The following is a 4,315-nucleotide window of genomic DNA, read 5'->3' as shown; positions in this document are numbered from 1 at the left end:
TTTTTTATTTTATTCCATTGATTTTGAATATAGAGATACATCTTTTTATAAATTATAAACTGTCTTTACTCTTTGTTGTAATGTTTCGCTATTAGGCATAATTTTAGCCTCTCCTGCGATAAATAAATAACGATATAAAATTTCAGGAACCAATTTTAATTCCTCTTCAGATAAAATATTTGGTAAAATTTCACGACATGCTGTTTCTACATGATCTGCTGTCCAATAATCCGGAAATTCATTGAAATTTCCAAGCATAACAATATGAAACAACTCCACAATATTTGAAAATTGAGCTTGAACTTCTTTTGACATATCTCTAGATAATGAATCAGAATTTAAAATAGTCTTACAAATCTCTCGAATTGTTTGCATCATGACATCAACTTGATTTAAAGAATCTTCATCAAAGTCATAATTTTCATCTTCTGTAGAATCAATTAAATCGTCCATAAATTCATGAGCAGCTTCTAAATAATCTACTTTCAAAATCGGTATTTTAGTTTTCTTACAAAAGTCAGCAAATACATCAATAACTTCTTGATGATCTGAGACTAAACAAGCAGGTCTAAATTTTAAATCTCTACTTAATGTTCTTGCAAATTTTGATAAAACTTCATCATAACTTTCTCGACTCGAATCCGTCATCTCAGCTAGAACTAATTGCTTTGAATCTTTCTCTAAAATCGCTGTAATCATTGGAAAAAATCCTCTGGCACTAGGTTTTGTTTGAACGGGGTCAGGCAATAAAAACTGAGTGACTTCAAACACCATATCATACTGTGGTAACTTCATAATACGGTACGCTTCTAATTCATTATGATATGTAATTTGCAAATCAGAAATTTGTTCCAAAAATAAATTCATTGAAACTTTAATCGTATTCCACTCAGCTTGTTCATTTTGAACACGGATAAAAATTTGATCACCAGTTGCGTTAATTTGATTCGTCTGAATGAGGTTAGCTAACTGAGTTGCTTGCTCAAGTGCTGTGGCTAAAAAACGGCATTGCCATCCATCCTCAAGCTCAGCTGGTAAAAATCCTGCTTTATAATCTCGAAACTGTGGCCATTCCTTAGTACCTTTAAATTTTAAACCTAATACTTTGATTTGTTCAATATCTTTATCAGATAACTGACTTCTATCTTCAAAGCTAGAAACTAAACAAGTTTGTCCCCATAATGTTTTAAAATAATTTGGGTGCCACAGCTCATCATCACTTAATTCTAACATCTGTAAATACCCTTTCAATCCTTCTATCCCTAAATAAACATTCAAAGCTAAATGTTTTCCTTTTTGGCCCAAAATACAGCAAAATCCAGTCAAATTAGTTTCCGGATCTTGCACCGCAAATAATTGATGCTCCGTCATAAAATTCCATGGACTGAAATATTTAAAATCCATAGACGCTTGATATAATCGGCTCCATTCAGTAACAGTTGGCATCCTACTCCTCCTTATTAATCGTTTAAATTATTATGGTAAAATAAGGTTTTCATTACACATAAAAGTATAATTTTTATTTCAAAAAAAATTAGAATGCACTATCCTTGACCATCTTTTTTGAATTTTGTTAAAGTAAGATTAGAAATAAATTAAAAATATCACAATATATAAATATAGATATAGTTCATACTACTTATAGGAATAATTCCATAATTTATTTCAAATTTGACTGTTGGAGGGTAATGTATGATTCAGACTGTAGCCTTAAATAATGATGTTCATTGGTTAGGAATTCTTGACCCAAACCTTGATGTCTTTGATATCATCATGGAGACAAAATACGGAACAACTTATAACTCTTATTTAGTTAACACAACTGAAGGAGCAATTCTAATTGAAACAGTAAAAGAAAAATTCTTTGATTCATATTTAGAAAAAATTAAAGAAACAATTGGGGACTTAGAAAATATTAAGTACATTATCACCAATCATACAGAACCAGATCATGCTGGTTCAATTGGACGTTTAGTAAAACTTCTTCCTAATATTACAGTTATCGGTTCGAAAACGGCCATTACTTATTTAAAAGATTTAATCAATATGGATTTTAACTATTTAACAGCCGAAAGTCTAAAAACTTTCACACTGGGAAATAAAACATTTGATTTCATCCCTGCTCCATTTTTACATTGGCCAGACTCAATGTACTCTTATTTAAAAACAGATAATATTTTATTTACTTGTGACTCATTCGGATCACATTATAGCCCGAAACATGGCATTAAATTATCTGAAGTACCAGAAAGCGAGGAAGCGAACTACCAAGATGCCCTACTTTATTACTACACGGCTATCTTTTCACCATTCAAACCTTATGTCTTAAAAGCAATTGATAAAATCAAAAATTTAAAAATCGAAATGATTTGTAACGGACATGGCCCTGTGCTTGATACTCGCATTGATGAAATCATTAATACATACAAAACATGGTCAACGGCACCACAAAAAGCCCATCATAAAAAAGTGGTCGTCCCTTATGTATCAGCTTATGGTTATACTGGGGAACTTGCCGAAGCTATCGTCAAAGGAATCCAAGAAGTAGACACATCTATCGACGTTGTAATGTATAACTTAGATATCTTAAATTATCCACAGAAAAAAGATGAAATCTTAGCAGCATTCGCTGATGCAGATGGAATTTTATTCGGAACATGTACAATCAATGGAGACGCACTTCCTATCATTTGGGACTTAGCAATCAATTTAAATCCAATCGTTCACGGTGGAAAAGTGGTATCATGCTTTGGATCTTATGGTTGGAGCGGTGAAGGTGTGGATAATATTATGGACCGTCTACATCAATTACGTATGAAAGTATTAGATGGATTCAAAATTAAATTCCGTGCATCAGATCGCGAAACAAAAGATGCTATCGATTATGGTAAATTATTTGCTAAATGCTTAATCGAAGGAAAAGTTCCTGCTCGAAAAAAAGCCGGAGCTACAAATACAGAAGACTTAAATCCAAGTGGAAAAGTTGTTTTATGGCGTTGCGTCATCTGTGGAGAAGTTTATCCTGGTGTATTACCTCCTGAAGTTTGTCCTGCTTGTGGAGTTGGTGCTGACTTATTCGAGCAATATGAAGAAGAAGTTATCACATTCAATTCAACTAAAGAAGAAAACTTCGTTATCGTTGGTAGTGGTGTAGCAGCGGTAAGTGCTGCAAATGCAATCCGTGCTCGTAATGAGGTAGCATCTATTACATTAATCAGTAAAGAAGCAAGCTATCCATACTACCGCCCTGCTTTATCTGATTTAATTGTTAAAGATGTACCGACTGAAGAATTCTACTTAAATCCTGAAGCGTATTACGCTGAAAAAAATATCACATTAAAATTAAGTACAACCGTTGAGTCATTAGATGCTACTAACAAATCACTTGTATTATCTGATGGAATTACAATGTCTTACGATAAATTAATCTTAGCAACTGGATCATCTAACTTTATCCCACCTATCAAAGGAGCAAATGCAGAAGGTGTGTTCAGCATTAAAGATAAAGAAGATGCATTAGCGTTACGTGAATACGCTAAAGGAAAATCTAAAGCTGTTATTATTGGTGGTGGAGTTTTAGGACTTGAAGCAGCTGATGCGTTACAAGAACTTGGATTACAAATCACAGTTATTGAAGCAGCCCCACGCATTATGCCACGTCAATTAGAAGAATCTGCATCAGCATTCATGCAAAATATTTTAGCTACTAAAAACATTAACCTAATTACTGAAGCATCTGCTCAAGAAATTGTAGCAAACAGCAATAAAGTAACAGGTGTTAAAGTTAACAATGAATTAATTGAAGCAGATTTAGTCGTTATCAGCGTTGGAGTTCGTGCAAATACAGGGTTAGCTGTGTCTGCTAACATTACTGTTGATCGTGGAATCGTTGTTAACGAAAACATGCAAACATCAGTTGCTGACATTTATGCTTGTGGTGATGTAGCACAGTTTGAAGGTATTTCAACAAACCTTTGGGCCCCAGCCATTGAACAAGGTAAAGTTGCCGGTACTAATGCTGTTGGTGATGTGGCAACATTCGCTAATCAAGTTGAACCATTATCATTAATTGCCTTTGATACAGAAATGTTCTCAGTGGGAACATATCCAACAGAAAACATGGAATCTTACCAAGTGATGATGGATTCAAATCCAGCAACAGGATTATTCAAAAAATTATACTTCAAAGATAATCACTTAGTTTATGGTGTCTTATTCAAAGATATCTCTAAAGCAAATGTTGTATTAAATGGAGTTCGTCAAGGTCATGACTATCAGACAGTGATGAGCAAAATGTTTAACTAAATAATAAAAA

Annotated in this window: 2 protein-coding genes; one reads left to right on the top strand and one right to left on the bottom strand. The window is 33.4% G+C overall.

The annotated features are described in order from the left end of the window. Positions 1-45: 45 nt before the first annotated feature. Positions 46-1,446 carry a DUF7309 domain-containing protein gene (locus tag HMPREF9402_RS02780; protein WP_009606417.1) on the bottom strand — a complete coding sequence of 467 codons (1,401 nt, stop codon included), beginning with the start codon at positions 1,444-1,446 and terminating at the stop codon, positions 46-48. 246 nt (positions 1,447-1,692) lie between these two features. On the opposite strand from HMPREF9402_RS02780, the gene HMPREF9402_RS02775 reads away from it, so the two are divergent. Continuing rightward, a complete protein-coding gene (locus HMPREF9402_RS02775) occupies positions 1,693-4,305 on the top strand; it encodes an FAD-dependent oxidoreductase (RefSeq protein WP_009606418.1) in 2,613 nt (870 codons plus the stop codon). Positions 4,306-4,315 lie beyond the last annotated feature (10 nt).

Source organism: Turicibacter sp. HGF1 (assembly GCF_000191865.1).
GTDB lineage: Bacteria > Bacillota_I > Bacilli_A > MOL361 > Turicibacteraceae > Turicibacter > Turicibacter sanguinis.
The sequence above is the reverse complement of the archived record's forward strand: the minus strand, read 5'-3'. Positions and strand labels throughout refer to the sequence as shown.